Here is a 25,495-nt window from a genome sequence, read left to right on the forward strand (position 1 = left end):
TAAATTTTAAAACTAACTTTTATTAGCATTTCCCAAAAGCTAAAAAAATGTGTACCTAATTTGCTCATATTGTGTTTACCCTTATAAAAGGTGTGATAATCACTGCATTACCCATTTGTTAAGTATCTGTTTCATAAAACTGGCAAAATAAAATGGTACAACTTTTAACCACTTAGTAGTTTAGCTTATTCATCTGCGACTCGTCAAACACTTTGTGTTCTCTTAATCAAAGTTCACAAAAGAAACAGTTATTCTTTTGGGCCTTTAATGCATCACAAAACTGTATTAGTGTTTTTTGTAACCTGTAACAATAACACCATATAATTTAATAAACTGCAAATAATTTGATTTAGATTTGAATTAGGATACTTTTATTTATTATTCAACTAAGAATAATAAATTTTTAGAAATATAATGAGTATGTAAAATATATTGAAACACCTAATTTTTATGAAATACAAACCAATAACATAAGGGAGCAAAAGCTCAGGACGCAGTTTAGCCATGTACAAAACCGCTCTCCATGGGCGTGGGTTGGTTCGATGTTGCTAAGTGATGTAGCGATTTAATCGAATTTCAACTGCCCCCGTACTAATAAAGAAAACACGAAAAGCAATTGCGATGAGATGTAGACTTATCGTCAGGAGGTGCCGGAAGTTTGCTATTCGCTAGGCGCTGGAGCTAGCATTGTCCTCATCACTTTATTAATGTTATCCGCAAATTTAACCCTTTTGTAGTTTAGCTAGAAAACAAAAAAAATAAACTGCCCATTTGGACAGTTTATTCTTCATTACTTCCTTCATCTTTTTGTTCATTATTATTATCTGAATTCTCTTCTTTATTGTCAGAAGATTCTTTTTCTGATGAGCCTTTATCATTTTCAGAGTTACCTTCGTTTTCATATTCAACTTCTAACTCAGCAGCTTCATAAAAATCTTTTTTAAGGTTATTGTATTTCTTAGTGTATTCATTAAATTTAGTGTTTGCTTTCATTACTTCATCATACTTCTTATTTATCTTTTCGATTTGAGCATCAAGTTTTTCCTTTTTTAACTCTTCATCTTGGAGCATTTTGTATAACTCTTCATCTAATTGAATTGCTTCTTCATAAGATTTATACAAATTTTGATAAGCATCATAGCGTTTGTTGAAAACATCAACCATATCATTTGCTTTATCTTTGGCGGTTTCATTCTCTAATTCTTCAATTAAAGGCTTCACTTTTTCAAACTCTTTCTTTGCAGCTTCAATACTCTCTTTTTCAACACTTAACTTTTCTTTGCGTTGCTCTATTAAATCTAAAGCCTCATTAGATTTACTTTTGATTTTTTCCATATCTTTCATGCCTAAATCAATAATCTGATCGTAAAGTTTTTTCTCTTTTTGTTCTAGTTTCACCAATGGATCTTGTTGTTCCTTAAATGCATCTTCTAATGTAACAGCCTCTTCTAAGTGATTATAAATTTTCTCAGCGGTTGAAGGACCATTATTACAAGCAGAAAGCACAAAAATTACTGAGATGAGCACTAACATGATTTTCCCTAAACGCAAATTCGTCTCCTCCTTACAACAATTTTCTTCACAAAATTAAAAAGTGTGGTTTTGCAATAGTATATGAAAAAATGATCAAAACTTGTCCATAATATCATATATTGTATAGAAAACTTGCAAAATAGCAAGCTATATACTTGCTTAGTTACTCACTTTAAATATTGTAAAAATTTATATTATAAAGTATATTATACCATCTATATAATACCCGCTTAATCATTTTTTGATTTATAACTCAGGTTTATTTTATCCATATATGAAAGATTCCCTTGCTCATATTATTTGTGGTAAACTAAAGATTATGAACTTTGCTTGAAAAGGATGTGTAACCTTATGCTTACAATGGAAGATATCGTTCGAGAAGGGCACCCGGTGTTACGTGAGGTAGCAAATGAAGTACCTCTTCCGCCTTCTGAAGAAGATCAAAAAACATTAGAAAACATGCTACAATTTATTAAAAATAGTCAGGATGACCAAATCGCAGAAGAATATAACCTTCGGCCAGGAGTTGGTTTAGCAGCACCCCAAATTAATGTATCTAAACGAATGTTAGCTGTTCATTTTGTTGATTTTGATGATAAGCAATATAGTTATGGCTTAATTAACCCTAAAATAGTAAGTCATTCTGTAGAAAAAACTTATTTAACCTCTGGAGAAGGTTGCTTATCCGTTGATCGTGATGTACCAGGATATGTGCCTCGCTATGCTCGTATTACAGTAAAAGGTACTGACCTTGATGGGAATGAAGTTAAATTACGTCTACGTGGTTTTGCAGCAATAGTTTTTCAACATGAAATCGATCATTTAAATGGAATTATGTTTTACGACCACATTAATAAAGATAACCCATTTAAGGAGCCGGAAAACGCAACTCCTGCAGATGAATAAAAAATTAATAGTAAAAAGCTTTTATAGCAAGGTTTTTTAAATAAAAAATCCTAGCACATAATTTTAGTGCTAGGATTTTTATATTATTGAAAATAACTATTCTAATAACCCAACCATACGAAAACCATGAGTTAAACCATCTTCTTCGACATTTTTGGTTATTACATCAGCCAAGTCCTTTAGTTCTGGTTGAGCATTTCCCATTGCAACGCCAGTATTTACAAACTGAATCATTTCTTTATCATTCAGTCCATCTCCAAAAGCATATGTGTTTTCTTTTTTTAAGCCTGTGCGTTCAATAAACTTCTCTATGCCAATCGCCTTTGAGCCGCCTAGAGGTAAGACATCCAATGAGTATTGATGCCATCTAATAAAATCAAGATAATCATGCGTATCTAAATATTGACTCTCCTCGTTTTTTGTACAAAATAGTAGAGCTTGATGAATATTTTGGTTCTTATAGAATTCGGAATCGATTTCAGGGTAAGCAAATTTTAAACTCCCCATGCTTTCGCTTATATGTGAATGCTCCTCTTCACTGGCTCTCATTCCCATTTCATTAAGAAAAACCATTGGATGACCAGATTGTTGTGCTTGTGTATATAATTGCTCAATACTAGTTGTAGAAAGAGGATTTTGATATACCACTTCGCCTTCAAATACAACATACTGCCCATTGAAACTAACAAAGGAATGGATGTCTAATTCTTTCCGTATGTGTTCAAACATAAACGGAGCTCTACCAGTAGCAATAGCCACAAGGATTCCTTTGTCTTTTAGTTGTTGTATCGATTCCTTAGATGACTCTGGGATTTTTTTCTCTTCATCTAGTATAGTGCCATCTATATCTAAAAATACAATTGGTTTAGTCATAATATAGCTCCCCACTTTCCACACGTGTTTATAATCTTATATATACTTCTACATTCCAACTCATTGTATCATGTCCTAACAAATACTAGGTAAAGACAAGTAATTTTCTTATATATAATCTATTTAATTAAGCTAAGAGTGTAAAGATTTTTAATTATATGTACATACTACTAAATAAGATATTAGCTCTGGACGATACTCCTCTCATTTTATAATAAAGATCAGCTTAAAAGACGAAATGAGAAAGATTTTCAAATTCTCTTCTTCCTAACTATTCAATTCTTACTGAAAAGATACTATACTATAGGTAAGAGGGAATTTGATCGGCAGAACGTTTTTTTATACAGCTTTTCTTCGTATAAAGAAAGGGGTTGTATGATATAATGTTAAAACGTTTGAAGGAAAAGCTTAAGAAGCGTTTGAAAGATATAATGAGTAAAAAATCGCTAGCTTAACATTTTGATCGATGAATAACTCGCTTTATATACCCTTCTCTTGAAAAGAGCATTGTATCATTACCATACAAAACCAAAACATGCTATTATTGGACATAGGACAAGAATACGGAAATAACCAGGATGTTAGGAGAGATTGAATTATGATATTTAAAGTACTCTATCAGGAGGAGTCAAAGGAAGTACCTGTTCGTGAACGTACAACAAGCACTTATGTAGAAGCCGAAACTGAAAGACAAGTTCGTTCCAAATTAGCCGATCGCAATCTAAACATTGAATATGTTCAAGCCTTAGATGAGGACCACCTTGAATATGAAAAAAAATCTGAAGACTTCAAAGTGGAGAATATATAATCAATGAAGTTTGTAAAAAATGACCAAACTGCGGTTTTTGCCCTAGGTGGTCTTGGGGAAATCGGAAAAAATACGTATGGAGTTCAATTTCAGGATGAAATCATCCTGATAGATGCAGGGATTAAATTCCCCGAAGATGAACTTCTTGGTATTGACTACGTTATTCCTGATTACACTTATTTGGTACAAAACCAAGACAAAATTAAAGGTTTATTTATCACACACGGACATGAGGATCATATCGGCGGGATCCCTTACTTGTTAAGAGAGTTAAATGTCCCTGTTTATGGTGGTAAATTAGCGATCGGACTTATTAAAAACAAATTAGAAGAACACGGACTTTTACGGAATACTAAACTTCATACAATACAAGAAGATGAAGTTGTTAAATTCCGTAAAACATCTGTGACTTTCTTCCGTACAACACACAGTATTCCTGACTCCTTTGGTATCGTAGTAAAAACTCCTCCAGGAAATGTAGTACACACTGGAGACTTTAAGTTTGATTTTACACCAGTTGGTGAACCAGCTAACCTACAAAAGATGGCTGAAATTGGTAAGGAAGGCGTTCTTTGCCTTCTCTCTGACAGTACAAATAGTGAAATCCCAGACTTCACAATGTCTGAAAGAGTTGTAGGGGAAAGTATTGACAATATCTTCAGTAAAGTAAAAGGAAGATTAATATTTGCAACCTTTGCTTCTAATATACACAGATTACAACAAGTAGTAGAAGCATCTGTGCAACACAATCGTAAAATAGCTGTTTTTGGTAGAAGTATGGAAGCTTCCATTAATATTGGAATCGAATTAGGGTATATTAAAGCACCAAAAGACACGTTTATTGATCATGCACAAATCAATCGATTGCCTAGTCATGAAGTAACTATTTTATGTACAGGCTCTCAAGGTGAACCTATGGCAGCTCTATCTCGAATTGCAAATGGCACTCACAGGCAAATTCAAATTATCCCTGGTGATACAGTAGTATTTTCTTCATCACCAATACCAGGAAATACAGTAAGTGTCAGTCGTGTCATTAACATGCTTTATCGTGCAGGAGCAGAAGTTATTCACGGTTCTCTTAATGATATTCACACGTCAGGTCATGGTGGACAACAAGAACAGAAGCTGATGTTACGATTAATGCAGCCTAAATTCTTCATGCCTATTCACGGTGAATATCGTATGTTAAAAATGCATACGAAATTAGCACAGGACATCGAAATGGATCCTAGCGATTGCTTTATTATGGAAAATGGTGATGTACTTGCCCTTGGCAAGGAAAATGCAATGATAGCAGGAAAAATCCCATCTGGTTCTATCTATGTAGATGGAAACGGTATCGGAGACATTGGAAACATTGTACTTCGTGATCGTCGTATCCTTTCAGAGGAAGGGCTTGTTATCGTAGTTGTCAGCATCAACATGAAGGAGTTCAAAATATCTTCCGGTCCAGATATCATTTCCCGTGGGTTCGTTTACATGCGCGAATCAGAAGACCTAATAAATGAAGCACAAAAAATTGTTGCAAAACACCTAGACAAAGTAATGGAACGCCGTACTACGCAGTGGTCTGAAATCAAGAATGAGATTACAGATACTATTGCACCGTTCCTTTATGATAAGACGAAGCGTAAACCAATGATTTTACCGATTATTATGGAGGTTTAATACCAGAATACTAATGCTGATTAACCTCTTACGATAAATCATAAACCCCTTTTAAACGTTATTACCCCCAATCCACATTCAATGGATTGGGGGTATTTTTGTTTATTATATTTGTAACTTACAGAGCCATTATCTTACCTGTTTAGTATGGAAGAGAGGGATGTTTCCGTAGCTTTTGTGAGAATAAAGGTGGCCGGGGAGGGAACCCAATCCTTACTTAAGCATCAGGACCCACGCCCTAACCAATAATTATCTCAACTCCAAGTCTTCAAAGTTATGTCTCTTACTTGGAATAAGTATTTTTCAATTGATCGTATTAAATAAAAAAAAACATGGGAGTTCATTAACCCCCATGCGGTTTAATTTGTAAGCTAGCGTGTATGCCTCTATATCGATTAACTTTTATTAATACATTAATCATCGTCTTCAACAACAAGATTCTTTTCAAACCTTGATATATCTTTATCCTCACCAATGATAATAAGTACATCATTTTCAAGAATTGTTTCAGTAGCCATTGGAGACACGTTAATTTCACGATCTCGCTTAATTCCCACTACGTTACATCCATAACGGGCACGTATGTCTAAATCAACTAATGTCTTGCCAATCATCTTCTCACCCGCTTTAACCTCAACGACAGAATGGTCATCTGATAATTCAAGATAATCAAGTACATTATTTGAAATGATGTTATGCGCAATACGTTTACCCATATCACGTTCAGGGTGAACAACTTGGTCGGCGCCGATTTTATTTAGAACTTTTTCATGATAATCATTTTGAGCTTTTACTGTGATTTTCTTAATACCTAATTCTTTTAACATTAATGTACTTAAAATGCTGGCCTGAATATTATCACCGATAGCAACGATTACATGGTCAATATTTCGAATGCCTAATTCTTTTAATACATTTTCATCTGTCGAATCTGCTATTACGGCGTGTGATGCTATATCTTTATATTCATTCACTTTGTCTTCGTCAACGTCAATTGCTAAAACTTCCATACCTTCACGGCTTAATTCTTTACAAATACTTCCACCGAAGCGACCTAAACCGATTACAGCATATTCTTTCTTCATAGCTCTTGCCCCCATCTATGTACTAACCATTTAGGTTAGCAATCACTTTCATTTAAAATTTTACCGATATTATGTTCTAACGATACAAGTCTACCATAAAAGGAATAGACAAGGAAAGATTCTTTCCACAAAGAGAAAAACTGTCCATGCTTTATACTAAGAATGGACAGTTTTTCATAACTTATTTATTTCCTTTTACGTAATCTGCGTCAAATAAGAACATCCGCATTAATAGAATTAATGAAGGTATTAATAAGCAAAGCCCTGCTATAAAGGCAATTACTAACGCTAAGCCCATTGTATCATTGGTAACACTACTCTGTAGCGTAATATATGGCTCTAATAGATAAGGTAAATGACCTGCACCATATCCAAAGAATGCGAAGAAGAATTGGAACATAACGAAAATAAAAGCTAATCCTAAACGTTTTCTCTGGTACACTAAGAAAACCGCGCCTAAGAAGAACGCAACAGATAAACCAAACATCCACCAAAGATCTAACATTTTTTCAAAGTGACGGTGGTTATGCTGACTCATCGCAATAAACGTTGTAAGACTTGCTATGATGGTTGGTGAACTCCAAAAGATCATGTACTTTCGTACAAGTTCCATAGCTGGTTTGTCATTAGCACGATTAGCATAAAACGTTAAAAAGGCAGAGCTAATAAATAACACAGAAACAATAGCTAAGAAAACTACACTCCAAGAGTAAGGACTTGTTAGAAGCTCTCCAGTCAGTAGACGTACTCCATTAGAGGTTTCTTCTATAAATCCTCCTTCAGAAATCGTAAGAGCTGTAGCTAGCGATGCGGGTATAAATAATCCAGTTGCTCCATATAAAAACATATAGACTGAACTTTGTTTCGAACCATAATTTTCAAATGCATAGAAGGACCCTCTGATTGCTAATAGGACAATCGCGATACTACCTGGTATCAATAGGGTTTGTCCGAAATAATATGCTGTATCTGGAAAGAACCCGATTAAACCCACAAAGAAGAAAACAAAAAATACATTCGTTACCTCCCATACAGGAGATAAGTAACGAGATATAATTTTGTTAATAATGTGGTCCTGCTTGGTTTGTTTTGCATAGTAAGCAAAGAATCCTGCGCCGAAATCAATGGAAGCTACGATTAAATAGCCATACAGAAAGATCCATAATACTGTGATTCCTACTAATTCGTAACTCATACATCAACACCTCTTTGATCGACTTCTGGATATCTATGCTCAAGTTCTACTTCAGCTGGGTTATCAGAGAATAGTTTGCGTAATACTGAGACGGAAATCACACCCAGTAAAATATAGAGACCAAGGAACAGCAGGAACATCCAATCAACGTGTGGTGATGTGGTAGCACCTTCTGAAACTTTCATATAGCCTCTTAATATCCAAGGTTGGCGTCCAACTTCAGCAAAAATCCATCCAAACTCAATAGCCAACATCGCAAAAGGACCATTCAATACAATGAGCCACAATAGCCATTTATTGTGCTCACTCCAACGTTTTAATTTGGAAAGTACAATATATAAAAAGGATACTCCTAAAGCATACATACCGAGCATAACCATTAAGTCAAACATATAATGAATCCAAAGGGGTGGTGTTTCCTCTTCTGGAAATTGGTCCAATCCAACGACTTCACTATTAAAATCACCATGTGACAAGAAACTGAGTGCATTTGGCAACCGTATTTCATTTTCTACTTCATTGTTCTCATTTAGTGTCCCAAATAAGATAAGGTCAGCACCTTTTTCTGTTTCAAAATGCCATTCACCTGCTGCAAGTTTTTCTGGTTGTTCATCTGCTAGGAATTTGGCAGATAAGTCTCCTGCAATAGCAGTTAAAATTGCGAAGAAGAAGGTAGCTATCATCGTTAGTTTTAGTGCTTTTTTATGGTAATTAGATGATTTTTTCTTCAATATGATAAACGCAGTAATAGCAGCTAGTATAGCAGCAGATGTTAAATAACTGGATGACAACACATGAAATACTTTTGTAGGTGTTGCCGGATTAAACATTGCTTCTAAAGGATCAATATCTGTAATAGTTCTTCCTTCTAATTCGAAACCTTGTGGCGTATTCATAAACGAATTAACAGTGGTGATAAAGAATGCTGACATCCCTGCACCAATTACAACAGGAATAGAAAATAACCAGTGATAGATTGGGTTATTAAATCGATCCCACGTGTACAGATAAGCCCCTAAGAAAATGGCCTCGAAAAAGAATGCGAATGTTTCAAGGAATAATGGAAGACTAATAACATTTCCTGCAACTTGCATAAAGCTCGGCCATAACAAAGACAACTGTAGACCTATTGCAGTACCAGTTACAACTCCTACTGCAACCGTAATAACAAACCCTCTCGTCCATCTTCTAGCTAAGAGAGTGTAATTGGCATCTTTTTTCTTAATACCGATAAACTCAGCAATAGAAATCATGAGTGGTACTCCAACACCAATTGTTGCAAATATAATATGAAAGGCCAACGTCAGGGACGTTAACATACGACTCATTGTTACACTATCAAACTCCATCATTTTACGTTGCCCCCTTTTAAAAATAAGCTCGACTATTAAATAGTTCTACATCTTTAATAGTCTTGTAGATTCATGTACTTCTTTTTAACCATAATACCTTCAGTGTACATTATACAAACTCTCAAATGCGTAACATAGAGTGACTGTTTTGTGACAAATTTCACAATCATGATATATTCCCAGTTTATAAAAAAAAACAATTGGACACAACAATTTAACATTAGTATAAATGTGAAATTTCTGTGTCCAAACTTAAATTGTAAGGGTTTTCATAATGTTCAAAGGTTGATATAGTAATAATAAGAAAAATGTTCACAATTTCGTCATAAGTATCATCCTTCACAATTTGAAAGATCGGAGTGAATGACATGGATGTGTTAATGGTATATGCCCTTTTTGCAAGTATAACGCCTTTATTTTTATGGATGGAACACCGTGGGACAGCAATCGTACAACTCCCTTTCATCGCTGGTATGTGGGGATTTTTCTTTACTGAATTCTTTTCCATACAAACAAGTGGTTTCTTATATGGTAGTTTATTGACGTTATCTTTACTTAATTTAATCTATGCTCATATCGCTTTTTATCTTATATTCTTTCACAATCAAAAAACTCGCGAGCATATATTTGAAAAGTTCCCTCATATTACTAAGAAGAAATTAACATAGCAGAATAAAAGCTCGGGGTGCCCTGCTAGCGAAGTATATGCTGCGGCCCACACGATGTGGGTTGGTTCTATGTTGCTGTATGACGCAGCGGTTTTAATTGAACTTCCATTGAATCAGTAAGGAGATAAAGGCAACACGAAGACATGAGTGATTCGATGTTAACTTATCGTACGGAGGCGAGGGAAGCATACTAGTCGCTGGGCGCTGGACCTGAACGTGGCCATTTCACTTTTTTAGTTATACAAAACTGTTGGATTTTATAATACACTAAACGATAAAAGAAGCATGAGTTAGTTAAACTCATGCTTCTTTTTAACCGGAAATTCTTACATAGACATGCTATGCATCATGGAGTTAATTACCCAAATTGTCCCTGCAACAATAATCACACCAATGATCGCACTATAAACCATCGTGAATACTTGGGCACCTCCCTCTCCTTCTCGTATATGCATAAACATAAATAGCTGAATTCCTGCTTGGATGATAGCTAAGGAGACAATAATCCATATGATAGCCGTTATAGATAAACTTGTATAAAGAGCGATCCATACTGAAAGTAACGTTAGAGCTATAGACAATATAAAGCCAATCACATGATTCCATGGGAAATTACTATGAGAGTTTTGTGTCATATTACATCACCATCCCTAATAAATACACACCAGTAAAGATGAAGATCCAAACAACATCTAAAAAGTGCCAATATAATGAAATAATAAAGGCTTTTCTAGCTGTAGTTGAATTTAAACCATTACGAGCAAGTTGAATTAAAATCATAGTCATCCAACCAATCCCCAGACTTACGTGAGCACCGTGTGTACCTAGTAAAGTAAAGAATGCGGACCAAAATGCACTTGTCTGTAGAGAAGCTCCTTCGTGTATATAATGAATAAACTCCTCAATTTCAAAGTATAGAAAGCCTAAACCTAAAAGCATGGTGAGTATAAACCAAATCATCAAACCTTTTCTGCTTCCCCTTCGCATTTCATGAATGGCAATTCCACAAGTGAAACTACTCGTAAGAAGTATGAACGTCTCAATGAGCACTCCTCTTAATTCAAATAACTCAGAAGGTCCAGGTCCATCTGCCAATCTACCTGTCAGCACAAAATACGTTGCAAACAATGTCCCAAACAGGGCAATTTCTGCACCCAAGAAAATCCAAAAGCCAAGAATGTTTAAACGACTTTTTTCTGTTTGAAATTCCAATGGTTGATTCGGATCAATCGCTTCATCGTGGCTCATTGTCTAGTCCTCCTTCCTACGTACGTTTCGTTCAATTTCTTTAATTTCCTCTACTTCAACATGGTGACCTTCATCTGGGTCAAAGGATCGCATAATCATTGTTACAATAACTCCAATGGTTGCTGCGATTGCCATCCACATCCATTCAAAAACAAGACCAAATCCTGCTATAAATAAAAGTACTGACATAATAACAGGAACTCCAGAATTATCAGGCATGTGAATCTGTTCAAGTCGTTCTTCCTCAATATCTAGCTCTTGCTTCCCTTCTTTTTTTATTTGCCAGTACGGATCGAGACCATGAACGTCAGGGATCTTAGCAAAGTTATAATAAGGAACTGGTGCTGGAGTTGACCACTCTAGTGTACGACCATCCCATGGATCTCCTGTTTTCACACGTTCTGCATATCGGATGCTGTAATAGATGTTATACACAATAATGACGAATCCAATTGCCATTAGTACACCACCAACGGACGCTACGGCATTTAGTTCAAACCAACCTGTATCTTCTGCATAGGTATGAACACGTCGAGGCATACCAGCGAACCCTAAGAAGTACATTGGGAAAAAGCAAACATTAAAACCAATTACGAAAATCCAAAAACTAATTTTTCCTAATGTTTCGTTTAATTTATGACCAAATACTTTTGGATACCAATAATATAACCCAGCGAAACAAGCATAGACTGTCCCCGATATCAACACATAGTGGAAATGGGCAACTAAGAAGTACGTATTGTGATATTGATAGTCCGCTGCTGCCATCGCTAGCATAACTCCTGTTACTCCACCAATAACAAAGTTCGGAATAAATGCAAGTGACCATAGCATTGCGGTATTGATTTTAATTCGACCTTTGTAAAGCGTGAGTAGCCAGTTAAAGATTTTCACACCAGTTGGAATTGCAATAGCCATTGTCGTTAGCGAGAAGAAAGAATTCACTGATGCATCCGCTCCCATTGTAAAGAAGTGATGCACCCAAACTATAAAGCTTAATAGAGCAATCACAACCATGGAATAAACCATTGCCTTATAACCAAATAAATTTTTTCTTGAGAATGTACTAATAACCTCGGAAAAGATACCAAAAGCAGGTAGTATTACGATATAAACTTCAGGGTGTCCCCAAATCCAAAATAGATTTGCCCAAAGCATCGGCATACCACCATCCATGAGAGTGAAAAAGTGAGCACCAAAAATACGATCTAATGTCATTAATGCTAGTGCTACTGTTAAAACTGGAAAAGCGAAAATAATAAGGACACATGTAATGGCACTAGACCAAGTGAACATTGGCATACGCATTAACGTCATACCAGGTGCTCGCATTTTAAGAATCGTAACTAAGAAGTTAATTCCTGTAAGCAGAGTACCTATACCAGCAACCTGCAACCCAAGTAAGTAATAATTCTGACCAGGCCCTGGGCTTAATTCATTTCCTGCCATAGGAACATAAGATGTCCATCCAGCAGAAGGAGAACCACCAATAATAAATGATATATTGAATAACATGGCTCCCATAAAGAAAGTCCAAAAACTAACTGCGTTTAAAAATGGATACGCAACGTCTCTTGCTCCTATCTGTAATGGTACAACTACGTTCATAAGGCCGATTAGAAATGGCATTGCCATAAATATAATCATGATTGTACCGTGTGTCGTAAATATTTCATTGTAGTGTGATGAATCCAAAAATTCATTGTTTGGTAGCGTAAGCTGTGCCCGCATGAGCATTGCGTCTACACCACCGCGAAAAAGCATTAACACTGCAGAAATAATATACATGACACCTAATTTTTTATGATCGACTGTCGTGAGCCATTCATTCCAAAGCCATTTCCATTTTTTATACTTTGTTAATACAAAGATAATCCCAATCAAACTGAGAATAATGGAAACATCAGCTCCGTATATCAAAGGGTCACCAGTGACGAAAAATTCATCTAACTGCATTCTAGTCGCCTCCTAACCTAGTGAGATTCAGCTTCTTCTGGATTGTAGCCTTGTCTCTCTCTTGCTTTTATTGCATATTCTGCATTCTTTGCATGATTCACCCATTGTAAGTGAGTGGAAGAATAGGTTTGACGAGGAACATGTCCAGGTAACAGAAGCTCATCGTACTTGTTCTGTGTTAATGCCGGAGCCTCATTCTGTGTTTTATTCACCCAATTTTGAAACTTCTCAGGTGATTCGGCATACACCTTAAATTGTTGCTTGGTAAAGCCTTCACCTGTAAAGTTTGCATTTCGACCTTGATAAACGCCTGGTTCATCAGCTTGAAGGTAAATCTCGGTAAGCATGCCTGCCATGTTGTATTCCTGACCACCTAAACGCGGAATCCAAAGTGCTGCCATGGAATCTGCTGATGAAAGTTTGAATAATATAGGTCGATCTTCAGGAATATGCAAATAATTAACCGTTTCAATTTCTTGCTCCGGATAACTAAAAAACCATTTCCAATTAGCTGATGTTGCATGAATAATCAGTGGTTCTTTGTCTTTTGAGCTCTCTGGTGCCTCTTCCAATTCGTATATTGTCTTAACTGTTGGTACAGCTAACAGAATAACAATAATAATAGGGATTACTGTCCAGATTATCTCAAGCCATTTATTCCCTTCCATCTCATCTGGTTCATGGGAGTCGTGGCCAGGGCGTTCTCTATATTTCGTAATAATAAATGCAAAAAGCCCAAACACAACGGCTACAACAATCAGCATTAGAGATATAGACCATACAATAAGGTCTTTCTGTGCATCTGCTACAGGCCCCTTAGGATCTAATACTGGAAGTGCACTACATCCACTTAAGAAAATAAGTAAAGAACTAAATAATAATAGATGCTTTATCTGTTTCATATATAAGGTCACCTACCTTGTATAATTTTTAAGTATTAGATTATTCAATTTATCACAAAACTCTTTGCATCTAACAATGAGCGTATTTGCTATAGTAACAAAATTTTTTTATTAGAAATCGATTTCAAGAAAATGTGTCATACAATCGTCACGAAATTAGAAATGTAAACCAATTTCTTGCGCCGGTTAGGGACGTACAAACTGCTGCCTACAGGACGTGGATTGGTCCGATGTTGCTACGTGATGTAGCGACCTTAATCGAACTTCACCTGATTCCATATGAGATAAAGGAAAAACACGAAGAGCGACAGCGATTCGATGTTGACTTATCGTAAGGAGGTGCAGGAAGTTTGCTAGTCGCTAGGCTCTGGAGCTGGACGTGGCTACATCACTTTTTCAGTTATACACAAGCATTGAATTTTATAATAGTAAGCTAAACAGCAAAAAAATAGCCCTTCTCCACTATATAGTGGAGAAGGGCTAACATTTCATCTACATTGCATCTAGCATTTGGAACTGTGTTTTTACTAAATCGAAATACTCACCGCGTAATTGCATTAACTCCTCGTGACTTCCTTGTTCTAAAATCTTACCATGTTCAAGAACGAAGATATTGTCTGCTTCACGAATTGTTGAAAGTCTGTGAGCAATGATGATTGCCGTTCGGCCATGTAATAGTTTACGCAATGCTTCTTGAATTTTCATTTCTGTTTCTGTATCAATACTTGATGTTGCTTCGTCTAGAATTATGATTTTAGGATCTGCAAGAAGAGCTCTAGCGAATGACAATAATTGGCGTTCACCTGCAGAGAGAATATTACCTCGTTCCTCTACTTCCGTTTCATATCCATTTGCAAGTCGTTGAATAAAGTCATCAGCACCAACTACCTTAGCTGCCTCCATTACCTCTTCATCAGAAGCGTCTGGACGTCCAAACCGGATATTTTCAATAATCGTACCAGAGAAAATAAAAGTGTCCTGTAGCACAACGCTAATTTGTTGACGTACACTATTTAACGTTACATCTCTAAGGTCATGGCCATCGATCTTAACTGCTCCCTTAGTAGGATCGTAAAAACGACTAATTAGATTTGCAATAGTAGACTTTCCGCTACCAGTATGACCAACTAATGCCACTGTCTGCCCTTGCTTCATCTCCAAATTAATATCATGAAGAGCAATACGCTCTTCATCATAAGCAAATTGAACATGATCAAATTCTATATGACCTTTAATGTCATCTAAGACAACCGCATCACTTTTTTCTTCAACATTAGGTTGTTCATCTAGAAATTCAAAAATTCTCTCTGAAGCCGCCATAGCCATTAAAAGTTGATTATACATCTGACCTAGACGTGAGATAGGTTCCCAGAACATTCCTAGGAAAAAGGCGAATGTTACAAATGTACCAACCTCTATGCCTCCATTTGCTGGAGTCTGAATTATTAGGTAAGCCCCATAAGAAATTAAGATAACTGTTCCAATTGCATTACTCATCTCGACAAAAGGTCTAAACATAGCACTCTTCTTTGTCGCATTACGCCAGCTTTCGAAATTATCTGTATTAACACCATCAAAGTACTCTGTGTTTTCTCTTTCTTGAGAGAATGATTGAGTAATACGAATACCTTGAATACTCTCATTTAAGTGTGAATTTAAACGAGATTGTTGTATACGAACTTGCTGCCATGAACGTCGGATACGTTTGCGAAGTTTCGTCGATATAAAGAACATAATCGGTAGTATTACCATAATAGCAAGCGCTAATTTAGGGCTTAAGAATAACAATATACAGATAATCCCAATTAACGTCACCACATCCATCAGTAAATTAATGATTCCGTTCGTGAATAGCTCTTGCAATGAATTGATATCGTTCATTATTCGAACAAGAATGGAGCCAGCTGACTTGGAATCAAAAAAACGATGCGACAAACGTTGAACGTGGGAAAATAGATGTTTACGTAAATCATAAATAACATTCTGACCTAAAATATTTACCCACCTAATTCGTAATGCGTTTCCTACATAACTTAGTAAATAGAGAATCGCAATTCCAACTACAAGTTGGATGAGAAGATTCATATTTTTATCCTCAATCGCCACATCGATTACTACTTTACCAATAAGAATTGGAACTACTAATCGAACAATCGTTGATACAAGCATGGCGAGTACTGCTAAAGGTAGCAACGTTTTGGAATAGGGTCTCACATATTGTAATAATCTTCTCATTTGTTGCCAGTTAAATGGTTTATCAATAGCTTGATCTTGCGTGTACTTAAAACGCTTTAGATGTGGACTAACTGCTTTTTGGTCTTTCGTTCTTCTTGCCATCCTTTCCCACCTCCTTATGAACTTTTGGTTGCTTCCATGATGGCTTCTTTATCTTGATACTGAATATCGTAAATCCGTTGGTAAGGACCTCCGTTGCTAAGAAGTTCATCATGAATACCTCGTTCTACTACTTTTCCATCTTCAAGAACGATGATTTCGTCTGCATGTTTTAATGAAGAAATACGGTGAGCTATTATGAATGTAGTTCTTCCTTTCATCACTTCTTTTAACGCTCTTTGTATTTGCAGCTCTGTTTCCATATCCACAGCAGATGTTGCATCATCAAGCACTAATACACTAGGATCAATAAGGATAGCTCTTGCAATAGCTACACGTTGCTTTTGACCTCCAGAAAGTCCCATACCTCTTTCTCCGAGTAACGTGTCGTATCCATTAGGCATTTCCATAATAAAGTCATGAGCTTGCGCCCGCTTAGCTGCATCAACAATATCATCCATGCTAGCTTGAGGGTTTCCATATGCTATATTCTCTTTTATGGTAGTGGAGAATAAAAATGATTCCTGTAATACAAAACCAATATTGCTTCGTAACTCTTTTAATCCATATTCATAAACTGGTTTCCCATCTATTAGTACTTCACCTTTTTCTGGTTCATAGAAGCGAGTAATTAATTGAGTGATACTTGTTTTACCTGAACCTGTTGCACCAATTAAACCGATTGTTTTTCCTGGGGGTGCGTCGAAACTAATATCCTTTAGAGCAGAATCATCATCCTCCTCATACGAAAGCGTGACATTTTTAAATGTTACATGCCCATCTAGTCGTGCCTTTCGAATTGGAGCTTCCATCTCTTGGATATCTTCATTAGCTTCTAATATTTCAAGTAACCTTTCCCCTGAAGCTTTTGATTGAGAAAAAAGGTTAATTACGAAGCCGAGATTCATTAATGGACCTAAGATATACCATACTAAACTAAAAAATGCAGTTAATTCTCCTATCTTCAATGACCCATTGATAACGAGATAAGCACCAAAGGCCAACAACGCCACAACACATATATTTCCAATGAACTCCATAAGTGGGAAATACTTGGCCCAAATGTTAGATGTTTGTAAATAATTTGATCGATAATCATCATTTCGATCAACAAAGCGACCAATTTCAAAGTCTTCTCTAGATAGGGACTTTACTGTATTCATACCACTTATATTCTCTTGCACCCTCGTATTCATTCTTCCAAATGCTTTTCTAATACCTCTAAAAGCTGGATGAACACGTTTGTCAAATTTATACACTACTACACCTAGGAACGGCATTGCAGCCATTGTGACTAGAGCTAACTGCCCAGAATAATAAAACATAACACCTAAACTAATGACAATCAGCAACGTAATACGGATTAATTCTGCAAAACCAAAGGAAAGGAAAAAGCGAAATGCCTCGACGTCCGCAGTCAATCGAGACATTAAATCTCCCGTTCTTGCGTTATCATAATAGCGAAATGGCAATCGTTGAAGTTTTTTATATAAACCATCTCTTAATGTATAGACTGACTTAATCCCAAACAAATCACCTAAGTACTGCTGAAAATAAGTTGCTATACCCTTAATAATCATTAATCCAATAAATATTGCTGCTATATATGGAATCAGTTCATATCGCTCAGGTTCTACAACATCATCAATCGTTTTTTGTAAAACAATTGGGTACACAACAGTAATTCCGGTAACTAAGATTAGGAATAATAAAGATGTAAAAAAGTACTTCTTAAATGGCATGTAATACTCTTTTAACTTTTTTAATGTATCCAATAGTGCCCCCTCCTTTTTCTACTCCAAGATTCTAACGTAATTATAAATATATCGAGTATCGAAATAAATTTCCACCCATTCGCCTTAATTTTTTAAAAATTTTAAAACATTCCATCTATAGTTGGGAATTAACTACAACTTTAGACTGAAGCTTGGGCTTTATTATGACTTAGTTTAATTTATTGGATGATAGCTATTCAAAAAAATAACCCGATCCAAATGGATCGGGTTATTAAATAAGATATTACTTCTCATTATTTCCTAGAACACGATTTACACGTTTTTCTAGCATCTTCATTCCGCCACCGCCGGCTTGAAAGTGACGAAGATTTCCTTCTTCATCAAATACATAATAAGCTGGTACGTATTGATTTTCGAAGGCATCTGTTAGTTCGTGTTTATTGTCTACAAATATTGGCTGTGAGATCCCATGTTCTTCAGCTACTTGCTTGATTTGGTCTAAATCCAAGTCTTTCTCAGAACGAGGCATATGAACAGCTACAACGTTAAGATCATCTTGATAACGATCACGGAATTCATTTACATTTGGCATTGCTTCTTTGCAAAGCCCACAACTTACAGACCAGAAGTGAATAAGTGTTGGCTTGTCTCCAAGAAGATCGTCCTTGGTTACCTCCCCATTAATCCATTCGGTAGCACCTTTAAGTTCAGGCATTGGAGCTCTAAGTTTCATAAGGTAGTCCTCCTTTTATTTACAAGCAGTTTATTAGATAGGAAAAAGGTCTAACTAAACAGTTAGACCTTAGTGTTCCCTCTACTATTATAGAGTATCCTGACCTGGCTTCCAGTTTGCTGGGCAAAGTCCACCAGTTTGAAGTGCTTGAAGTACGCGAAGTGTTTCGTCCACGTCACGACCAACTTCGTCAGGGTTAACTGTAGCATGTTTTAATTCACCTTCAGGACTAATAATGAAAAGTCCACGAAGTGCAATACCTTCTTCTTCAATTAGAACACCATAGTCTTTTGATACTTGATGGTTTGTATCTGCGGCTAATGGATAGGAAACATCGCCAAGACCATTTTCATCACGACTTGTGTTAATCCATGCAAGGTGAGTGTGTACTGTATCTGTAGATGCACCCACTACTACTGCATCAAGATCTTCGAATTCATCGTAACGATCAGAAATTGCTGTAATTTCTGTAGGGCAAACAAAAGTGAAGTCCATTGGATAGAAGAAAAGAACCGTCCACTTGTCATTTTTCATATTTTCTTCAAGGCTTACTTTTTGAAATTCTTTGTTAGGCATAACAGCTTCCATTTCAAAGCGTGGAGCTTGTTTTGCTACCATGCGTTCTGCCATGATAATCCCTCCATTAATTAGTAAGTATTTACATCATTTTTTGCAATTATTGATGGTTATTCAAATTACCTCTCAACCACATTTTATATTATAACGAAGCCTCAATTTTTAGTCAATGTTATTTAATAATTAATTTAATCTGGATGTGTTACCTTATGAATACCATCAAACCTTTATCATTGTTCCCTACTACATTTCTCATTAAACAATAAAAACGAATAAATGAGAAGTGATATGCTTTATAGAATGTTTTAAGAACTAATTAAAAGTGAAATGACAATGTATGTCAAAGATTGATATATTTCGAGCATTACCATTTGAAATGGTTCTTTTATGTAAGGTATAGTAAATTACATAATGCTTACATATGTAATTTTATAATGATTTGGAAAGGAGATTATATGAATTTATTCAAAGATGGAGAATTTAGTTGGACAGCATTGCTGGATTCAGTTATCACTGCAGGATTGAAAGTTGGTTTGGTGATCCTAGTATTTTTAATTGTTTCTCCACTAGGAAAGCGAATCATTAAAAGTTTAATTAATGGAGCTGGAAAGAAACAAAAATTATCAGAAGGTCGATCTAAAACGCTAGAAAAACTTATACTAAATGTTTATTCCTATGCTTTAGGCTTTATTTTAATTGCTACATTATTTGGATTATTAGGAATTAAACTAGCCCCTCTGATCGCCGGAGCAGGTATTATTGGACTAGCTATTGGTTTTGGTGCACAAGGACTTGTTAGCGATGTCGTTACTGGTTTCTTCATTTTACTGGAAAAGCAAGTGGAAGTAGATGAATATGTAACTGCCGGAGGGATGAATGGCGTTGTGGAAGAAGTAGGGCTACGCACTACAAAAATTCGTAGCTTTGATGGCACTTTAAACTTCATTCCCAATCGTCACATCAGTACTATTAGTAACCACTCTAGAGGAAACATGCGTGCACTAGTTGATATTGGTATTGCTTACAGTGAGAATATCGATGAAGCTGTAAAAGTATTGCAAAAAGTTTGCGATGATTTCGCCCAAAATGATGAACGCATTAAAGATGGACCAAATGTACTTGGAGTACAAGGTCTAGGTTCCTCTGATGTAGTCTTGAGAATACTTGGTCATACAGAAAACATGCAACAATGGGCTGTAGAACGCGACTTACGTAAGCGTATGAAAGAAGCACTAGATGCAGAAGGAATTGAAATTCCATTTCCTCACCAAGTTTATATTACAAAACATGAAGAACAATCATAGTTTTCAAAGTGATTATCCTTTAACAGCACTATACTCCACACTTAAAAGAGTTTTGGATTAATTCCAAACTCTTTTTTATATACTTTTACCATATTAGGCCCCATTATGTTGAAGATGATAAGAGGGATGTTTCCTTTCCTTAGATAGAATAAATGTGGCCAAATTAGAGTAAACGTTTTCCGAATAATGGTATTCACGAAGCAAGGAATGGATTATGACCCAATGTGATGCTATGCTAACGGACATATAGTATCTTATTCTTCGATTTCAGGGGTATCTTCCATTTGTAACGGACATCCAGAAGCTGTCTATTAACTGTGGAAACCATCCACCGATATAATATTTGGAGTTAATAATGGGCAAAGCCCCCCCACAATTAGGCTTTTTTAGAGTGATATATCTATTTTTTAGCCTAATAACCATGAAATTGGAGTGAGTTTGAATGAGACTCAAACTTATCCAGAGTTAATAGACACCTTCATCAAGTACGCTATTTAGCCTAAATTACCTTAATATAGTGTGTTTTTTTCACAAATAAGATAATATATGTCCGTTAGCCTCTCCAAAAGAGGGTTTTTACAGGAAGTAAGAGATCATATGTCTGTCAAAAAGTTCTCCTACAATTGCCGCTTCTGATAACAACATTTCAGCAGCCCGCAATGTATATTTACAATGCATCATTTAAACATTTATCAATACTCTCTCTTACTAAAACAAGCCTAAACTCATAGTTTAGGCTTGTTCATCTTCCCTCTTCCATACTTCTACTTTCTTAATATGTGAGTCCTCTAAATCTTTTACTTTAAAACGATATTTACCGACATCAATTTCAGTACCTATATCCGCTTCCATATCCTGCATCATGATCCAACCAGAAATAGTATCGACGTCATCGTGATCTAATTCTAAATCAAAGTAATCATTTACATCCTGTATAGACATTTTGCCATCAAGCAGTTTATGACCGTTTTCTAACGTTTCCAAAGGAAGTTCTTCCTGATGATCAAATTCGTCTCTTATCTCCCCAACTATCTCTTCCAGTATATCTTCTACAGTCACAATACCTGACGTTCCACCATATTCATCGACCAAGACAGTCATATGTGTGTGTTCTTTCTGCATGGTTACTAATAAATCACGAAGGGGAGCATTTTCAAATATCTTTCGTACAGGTCTTATATAATCTCGAACTTGACTCGTCTCATCGCACTCATCATAAAAAAGCTCTTTCATATGAACGATACCAACTATATCATCCTTATCCTCATTAATTACTGGATAACGCGTGTAACGTTCTTGCTTCATCATTTCAATAATATCCATAATAGAATCATTTAAGTCAATGACTACCATTTCCGTTCTTGGTATCATTATTTCTTTAGCTGAGCGATTATCAAATTCAAATATACGATCTACATATTTATACTCTGCTTGAGTAATTTCTCCTTGATGATAGCTTTGCGTTAGTATGTGTCGTAATTCTTCTTCTGAATGCACTTCCTCTTGTTCTTTAGCAGTTTGTAATCCAAACATACGTACAAGTATATTAGCGGATCCATTTAGTAACCAGATTAGTGGATACATAATAATATGGAACCAAATTAGAGGGCGCGCAATTAGTAAAGAAATGGCTTCTGCTTTTTGTATAGCTAAAGTCTTCGGTGCCAATTCCCCTAACACCACGTGTAAGAATGTAATAATAAAGAATCCAATTGCAAAAGAAATGGTATGGGTTAGCGCTTCTGGCAAAGCAAAGGCTTCAATTAAAGGATGAATCAATTTTTCCATGGTCGGTTCACCTAACCAACCTAATCCTAAGGCAGTTATTGTAATTCCTAATTGACAAGCAGACAAATAGTCATCTAAATTTTTCACAAGCTTAAGACTTAAATTTGCTTTTTTATTTCCATTTTGAGCCATTGATTCTAAACGAGATTTTCTAATCTTTACAATAGCAAATTCACTTGCTACGAAAAATGCAGTTAAAATAATTAATAATGCTACAATTGAAAGTTTTAAAGCAATCATTATGACCTCTCCCTATCCAATAAAAAAGGTTTAGAGTGCTGTTAATTCCACAGACTTCTATCCCAAAATAATTCTTTAAAGGGCTGACTTATATGTATATCAGTCAGCCCTTTTGTTTATGCTTTTATACCTTTAGAGTCTACTGCCTGACAGACTTCATCAGCTGTTAAACCATCAGCATTTATGACAGACCCTTGTGTGGAGGCTGTTGCCATCCCCATAACATTTTTATCTTGACCAGAGATTACACAGCAATCACAGCCATTTGCATCTTCTTCACTTCTTAAATCAACAATATCGTACCCTTTAGCCTGTAATGCTTCACGAACATCTGAAAGAGTTCCTTCTACTCCAACTTTAGCCATAGTACATCCCTCCTTTGAATATAGAACGAAATCGTTCAGCATATAGTTTATCCTGAACAAAAGAAGGTATGCACCAGAAGCTCTATAATTGGCGTAACGAAGCCTCTACTACATTCACTCCTATCTCTAAAGCTTCTTCATTAGGTTGTAGTTTGCTATGATGTAACCCATACGGGGAATCAACTCCAAGCCAAAACATAAATCCAGGAATATCTCGAAGCATATAGCCAAAATCTTCCCCCGTCATTGCTGGTTTAGATTCTTTATAATGATACCCTTGATCCGTAACTATTTTCTCAAAAGGCTCTATAAACTCATCTGAATTACGTACTTGATAGTAATTTGATCCATAATCGATTGTAATGGAACACTCTTGACTAATTTCGGTACCTTTAGCTAATGCCTCAATTCTTTCTTTTAGTAAGTCCATTGTCTCCGCATGGAATGATCTCATTGTCCCTTCTAAGCGAGCATTTTCAGCGATTACATTTTGCACAAAACCTCCTGAAATCTTTCCAACTGTTAAAACAGCTGAATCTAAAGGGTCAACATTTCTAGCTACAATTTGTTGTGCTTGCACTGTGAACTGACTCGCAGCTAACACCATGTCTCTAGTTAAATGAGGATAAGCAGCATGCCCACCTTTCCCTTTGAAATCAATAAATAATTCACTTGTGTTAGCAAAAAGTAACCCTTTACGAGACGAGATTGTTCCTACAGGGAGCTCGGGAGCTATATGTAAGGCAAAAACCATATCTGGCCACCATTCCTTCATTTCCTCACTCTCAATCATAGGTAGCGCTCCTCCCGGACCTTCTTCAGCAGGTTGAAATAAAAATAACGCATTCTGTTCAGCTGGTTCTTTAGCCAAACGAGTTAATGCTCCTAATGCAATTGTCATATGCATGTCATGCCCACACGCATGCATATTCCCTTCATGTGTGGATTGAAACGCATAACCTGTACCCTCCTGTATAGGAAGAGCGTCAATATCAGCACGATAAGCAATCGTTTTTATAGCATCAGTTCCTAAAACTTTTACAAGAATACCGGTTTTCCACGTTTTAACTTGTAAAAAATCTTGAGGTAACTGCTGAATAAAGTTTAATAAGTATTGCTGAGTTTTTGTCTCCTTGAAACCAAGTTCAGGAATTTGATGCAAGTCTCTTCTAACCTCTATTAATTTTTCACTTTTCATTAAATCACCTCATTATTTATTACATCATATAGAAAAGAAGCAGGAGTAGTCCTCCTGCTTCATGATTATTAATCGTCTAATTTGCGAAGTTCTTGTTTAATTTCTGTTTTCCCTTTTGTTTGATCATCAATTTCCTTAATGACCTTTGCAGGGGTACCAGCTACAACCGTATTTGGAGGAACATCCTGAGTAACAATAGATCCTGCTGCTACAACAGATCCTTTGCCTACTGTAACCCCTTCTAGAATAACTGCGTTTGCACCTACGACAACCTCATCTTCTACCACAACTGGTTTAGCAGAAGGTGGCTCAATAACACCTGCTAAGACAGCGCCAGCACCGATATGGCAATTCTTACCTACTGTAGCACGACCACCAAGTACAACGTTCATATCAATCATAGTGCCTTCGCCTACAACAGATCCAATATTAATAGCAGCGCCTAGCATGATAACGGCACCATCACCAATCTCAACCTGATCACGTATAATAGCACCCGGCTCAATACGAGCGTTTACTTTTTTCAAGTCTAACGTTGGTATTGCTGAATTACGTCGATCATTTTCAATTACGTAATCAGCAATCGCTTCCTCATGTTCTTTCAAAAGAGGTTCTACCTCTTTCCATTCCCCAAAAAGAACACCCGTTTCGTTATCAACGAATGTTTTTACATTCTCACCAAAATCAAGCGTCTTTAGGTTCTCCCCTTTAATATATACTTTCACAGGAGTTGATTTTTTGCTATTTGAAATAAAAGAAATAATTTCATTTGCATCCATTTGTTCCATGTCTAGTTCCTCCTTTAATATGTATATTCCTTTATTGTTTTACTTTATCAAACACAATGTGTAGTGACAAGCAAATAACTTTGTCCAAAATAATTTAAAGAACGCTATTTCTACCACTTTACCAAAAGATTAAATTTTACTTATAAAAAGGCTGTGTTAAAGTTTGCTGTTGATATAATAATAAAATAGTTTTATGTTCCTCCATAATAGCACCATTATATTGAAGACTTGGATTC

General features: G+C 36.0%; 23 protein-coding genes. 6 read left to right on the forward strand and 17 right to left on the reverse strand.

All coding sequences use genetic code 11. From position 1 onward, the window contains the following. Positions 1–780: 780 nt before the first annotated feature. Positions 781–1,551 (reverse strand): YkyA family protein, encoded by a 771-nt coding sequence (locus N782_RS12400; RefSeq protein WP_237582654.1) that lies wholly within the window; start codon positions 1,549–1,551, stop codon positions 781–783. Between the two features lie 333 nt (positions 1,552–1,884). Here N782_RS12400 and def point away from each other — a divergent pair, with 333 nt between their 5' ends. Next, complete coding sequence (gene def, locus N782_RS12405; RefSeq protein WP_036820377.1) at positions 1,885–2,439, forward strand: peptide deformylase; 555 nt, start codon at positions 1,885–1,887, stop codon at positions 2,437–2,439. A gap of 96 nt (positions 2,440–2,535) precedes the next feature. Here def and N782_RS12410 read toward each other — a convergent pair whose 3' ends face one another. Next, positions 2,536–3,312, reverse strand: coding sequence for a Cof-type HAD-IIB family hydrolase (locus N782_RS12410; RefSeq protein ID WP_036820380.1), 777 nt, complete (start codon positions 3,310–3,312; stop codon positions 2,536–2,538). A 598-nt stretch (positions 3,313–3,910) separates the two neighbouring features. On the opposite strand from N782_RS12410, the gene N782_RS12415 reads away from it, so the two are divergent. Together N782_RS12415 and rnjA are read left to right on the forward strand one after the other, a co-directional pair. Continuing rightward, the gene (locus N782_RS12415; RefSeq protein WP_036820382.1) at positions 3,911–4,120 is read left to right on the forward strand and encodes a DNA-dependent RNA polymerase subunit epsilon; all 210 of its coding nucleotides are present in this window, start codon (positions 3,911–3,913) and stop codon (positions 4,118–4,120) included. 3 nt (positions 4,121–4,123) lie between these two features. Continuing rightward, a complete protein-coding gene (gene rnjA, locus N782_RS12420) occupies positions 4,124–5,791 on the forward strand; it encodes a ribonuclease J1 (RefSeq protein WP_036820384.1) in 1,668 nt (555 codons plus the stop codon). Positions 5,792–6,204: 413 nt separating this feature from the next. On the opposite strand, the gene N782_RS12425 is transcribed toward rnjA, so the two are convergent. The 3 genes from N782_RS12425 to N782_RS12435 all read right to left on the reverse strand — a co-directional run bounded on the left by N782_RS12425 (position 6,205) and on the right by N782_RS12435 (position 9,423). Then, positions 6,205–6,876, reverse strand: a complete 672-nt coding sequence (locus N782_RS12425; RefSeq protein ID WP_036820387.1) for a potassium channel family protein — start codon at positions 6,874–6,876, stop codon at positions 6,205–6,207. Between the two features lie 181 nt (positions 6,877–7,057). Next, positions 7,058–8,071 carry a cytochrome d ubiquinol oxidase subunit II gene (locus tag N782_RS12430; protein WP_036820390.1) on the reverse strand — a complete coding sequence of 338 codons (1,014 nt, stop codon included), beginning with the start codon at positions 8,069–8,071 and terminating at the stop codon, positions 7,058–7,060. Then, positions 8,068–9,423, reverse strand: coding sequence for a cytochrome ubiquinol oxidase subunit I (locus tag N782_RS12435; protein ID WP_036820393.1), 1,356 nt, complete (start codon positions 9,421–9,423; stop codon positions 8,068–8,070). Before N782_RS12435 ends, N782_RS12430 begins: the two co-directional genes overlap by 4 nt. Before the next feature lie 368 nt (positions 9,424–9,791). Between N782_RS12435 and N782_RS20760 the strand changes: the two genes are divergently transcribed. After that, positions 9,792–10,091 carry a spore morphogenesis/germination protein YwcE gene (locus tag N782_RS20760; protein WP_052111321.1) on the forward strand — a complete coding sequence of 100 codons (300 nt, stop codon included), beginning with the start codon at positions 9,792–9,794 and terminating at the stop codon, positions 10,089–10,091. Positions 10,092–10,417: 326 nt separating this feature from the next. Here the strand turns inward: N782_RS20760 and qoxD are convergent, their stop codons facing one another. From qoxD to qoxA, 4 genes are read right to left on the reverse strand one after another with little or no spacing between them, the layout of a single operon-like run. Continuing rightward, positions 10,418–10,726: a cytochrome aa3 quinol oxidase subunit IV gene (gene qoxD, locus N782_RS12445; protein WP_036820395.1), complete on the reverse strand. Its 309-nt coding sequence runs from the start codon at positions 10,724–10,726 to the stop codon at positions 10,418–10,420. Between the two features lies 1 nt (position 10,727). Further along, entirely contained in the window at positions 10,728–11,339 is a 612-nt protein-coding gene (gene qoxC, locus N782_RS12450; protein ID WP_036820397.1) for a cytochrome aa3 quinol oxidase subunit III, read from the reverse strand. A 3-nt stretch (positions 11,340–11,342) separates the two neighbouring features. Then, the gene (gene qoxB / locus N782_RS12455; protein WP_036820399.1) at positions 11,343–13,295 is read right to left on the reverse strand and encodes a cytochrome aa3 quinol oxidase subunit I; all 1,953 of its coding nucleotides are present in this window, start codon (positions 13,293–13,295) and stop codon (positions 11,343–11,345) included. 17 nt (positions 13,296–13,312) lie between these two features. After that, a complete protein-coding gene (qoxA, locus tag N782_RS12460; RefSeq protein WP_052111322.1) occupies positions 13,313–14,197 on the reverse strand; it encodes a cytochrome aa3 quinol oxidase subunit II in 885 nt (294 codons plus the stop codon). 134 nt (positions 14,198–14,331) lie between these two features. On the opposite strand from qoxA, the gene N782_RS21550 reads away from it, so the two are divergent. Further along, on the forward strand, positions 14,332–14,532 hold the full coding sequence (locus tag N782_RS21550; RefSeq protein WP_161783108.1) for a hypothetical protein: 201 nt from the start codon (positions 14,332–14,334) through the stop codon (positions 14,530–14,532). A gap of 157 nt (positions 14,533–14,689) precedes the next feature. On the opposite strand, the gene N782_RS12465 is transcribed toward N782_RS21550, so the two are convergent. The 4 genes from N782_RS12465 to N782_RS12480 all read right to left on the reverse strand — a co-directional run bounded on the left by N782_RS12465 (position 14,690) and on the right by N782_RS12480 (position 19,630). Then, a complete protein-coding gene (locus N782_RS12465) occupies positions 14,690–16,534 on the reverse strand; it encodes an ABC transporter ATP-binding protein (RefSeq protein ID WP_036820402.1) in 1,845 nt (614 codons plus the stop codon). Positions 16,535–16,548: 14 nt separating this feature from the next. Continuing rightward, the gene (locus tag N782_RS12470; protein ID WP_036820405.1) at positions 16,549–18,306 is read right to left on the reverse strand and encodes an ABC transporter ATP-binding protein; all 1,758 of its coding nucleotides are present in this window, start codon (positions 18,304–18,306) and stop codon (positions 16,549–16,551) included. A 244-nt stretch (positions 18,307–18,550) separates the two neighbouring features. Further along, complete coding sequence (locus N782_RS12475) at positions 18,551–19,000, reverse strand: TlpA family protein disulfide reductase (RefSeq protein WP_036820408.1); 450 nt, start codon at positions 18,998–19,000, stop codon at positions 18,551–18,553. A gap of 87 nt (positions 19,001–19,087) precedes the next feature. Next, positions 19,088–19,630, reverse strand: coding sequence for a peroxiredoxin (locus N782_RS12480; RefSeq protein ID WP_036820413.1), 543 nt, complete (start codon positions 19,628–19,630; stop codon positions 19,088–19,090). 401 nt (positions 19,631–20,031) lie between these two features. Between N782_RS12480 and N782_RS12485 the strand changes: the two genes are divergently transcribed. Next, positions 20,032–20,880, forward strand: a complete 849-nt coding sequence (locus N782_RS12485) for a mechanosensitive ion channel family protein (protein ID WP_036820416.1) — start codon at positions 20,032–20,034, stop codon at positions 20,878–20,880. Between the two features lie 732 nt (positions 20,881–21,612). Here the strand turns inward: N782_RS12485 and N782_RS12490 are convergent. The 4 genes from N782_RS12490 to dapD all read right to left on the reverse strand — a co-directional run bounded on the left by N782_RS12490 (position 21,613) and on the right by dapD (position 25,259). Then, the gene (locus tag N782_RS12490; protein ID WP_036820418.1) at positions 21,613–22,908 is read right to left on the reverse strand and encodes a hemolysin family protein; all 1,296 of its coding nucleotides are present in this window, start codon (positions 22,906–22,908) and stop codon (positions 21,613–21,615) included. Positions 22,909–23,024: 116 nt separating this feature from the next. Continuing rightward, on the reverse strand, positions 23,025–23,273 hold the full coding sequence (locus tag N782_RS12495; RefSeq protein ID WP_036820421.1) for a YkuS family protein: 249 nt from the start codon (positions 23,271–23,273) through the stop codon (positions 23,025–23,027). Between the two features lie 82 nt (positions 23,274–23,355). Next, the gene (locus N782_RS12500; protein WP_036820423.1) at positions 23,356–24,471 is read right to left on the reverse strand and encodes an N-acetyldiaminopimelate deacetylase; all 1,116 of its coding nucleotides are present in this window, start codon (positions 24,469–24,471) and stop codon (positions 23,356–23,358) included. Positions 24,472–24,539: 68 nt separating this feature from the next. Beyond that, positions 24,540–25,259, reverse strand: coding sequence for a 2,3,4,5-tetrahydropyridine-2,6-dicarboxylate N-acetyltransferase (dapD, locus tag N782_RS12505; RefSeq protein ID WP_036820426.1), 720 nt, complete (start codon positions 25,257–25,259; stop codon positions 24,540–24,542). Positions 25,260–25,495 lie beyond the last annotated feature (236 nt).

The sequence above is a fragment of the Pontibacillus yanchengensis Y32 genome (assembly GCF_000770635.1).
Classification (GTDB): domain Bacteria; phylum Bacillota; class Bacilli; order Bacillales; family BH030062; genus Pontibacillus; species Pontibacillus yanchengensis.